Source organism: Bacillus sp. GMs2/2, assembly GCF_050172095.1.
Lineage (GTDB): Bacteria > Bacillota > Bacilli > Bacillales > Bacillaceae_G > Bacillus_A > Bacillus_A cereus.
Genome location: NZ_JBNLYE010000738.1, coordinates 1 through 1081, shown reverse-complemented (window position 1 = coordinate 1081; position 1081 = coordinate 1). Strand labels below are relative to the sequence as shown.

The window sequence follows — 1081 nt, the reverse complement described above, 5'->3', positions numbered from 1 at the left end:
TATACTTGGATTTGTATAAGTAATATCTTTATTTATTATTTTTGAAATAATAGCAGCAACTTCATAATATGTTAATGCCTCATTTCCCGTTAAAGAATAAGCTTTAAATTCATGTCCCTCTTCGGTTAATATTTTAGCTGCAACTTCTCCAATATCCCGTACATCTATAAAACTTGTTTCCCCTTTACCAGCAGGTACTTCAATTATTTTTTTATTTCTTAATTCATCACCATGTTGTGATAATAAATTTTGCATAAAAAAACTCGGTCTTAGGAATGTGTAAGGGATCCCAGAAGCCTTTATCATAGCTTCAATTTTAGCATGAGGTACTATCGGATTTTTTTCTACACCTAATAAAGATAAAAATACAATGTGTTTTATACCTATTTCTTTTGCGGCATCTACAACAGGCTGGAAATACTTTTTTGCATCAGCTAGATGTGGTGGTCTTATTAGAAAGATTTTAGTAACACCTGTTAAAGCCGCCTTTACAGATGAAGGATTTTCAAAATCAAAATACACTCCTTCAGTTTCTCTACTGCGCGTTGTGACTTTGAAAGTAGCATTTCTTTTTATTAGGCATTTTACAACCTCTTTTCCTACATTCCCTGTAGCACCTGTTACTAAAATCATTTTAATCACCCTTTATTTTTTTGTAAATTTTGAATCATACTTTGCAAAACTCGAACTGTATTTTCTACTTCCTCTTTAGGAATACTAGCTGTAGCATTTTTTATAACTTCATCGCTTACATTTTCTATCTCCTGTATTAATGTCTTAGCTTCATCTGTTAAAAATATTAAATGTGACCGTTTATCTTTAGGATTATGTTTTATAAGAATCCATTCTTTTTGCAATAATCTTTGTATAATCCCGGTTACTGTTGGACGGTCTGCTAAGAGCCTTTCAGCAATCATAGCTGGGGTGGTTCCATTTGGATAAAGAGATATATCCTTTAACACAGACCATTGCTGAGCTGTTATTTTATATTCTTTTAATTGATTTGATAATTCTGTTTTCGTCATTATACTTACCTTGTGTAATAAATAGCCTAAATTATTCATATAACCCCCAATATAGT

General features: G+C 31.5%; 2 protein-coding genes. Both read right to left on the bottom strand.

Annotated elements, in window-relative coordinates:
- Positions 1-633: SDR family oxidoreductase (locus ACQGS6_RS29170; RefSeq protein WP_426966083.1), on the bottom strand; the 633-nt coding region annotated here is incomplete at its 3' end.
- A 5-nt stretch (positions 634-638) separates the two neighbouring features.
- The gene (locus ACQGS6_RS29165) at positions 639-1064 is read right to left on the bottom strand and encodes a MarR family winged helix-turn-helix transcriptional regulator (RefSeq protein WP_001061038.1); all 426 of its coding nucleotides are present in this window, start codon (positions 1062-1064) and stop codon (positions 639-641) included.
- Positions 1065-1081: the final 17 nt, after the last annotated feature.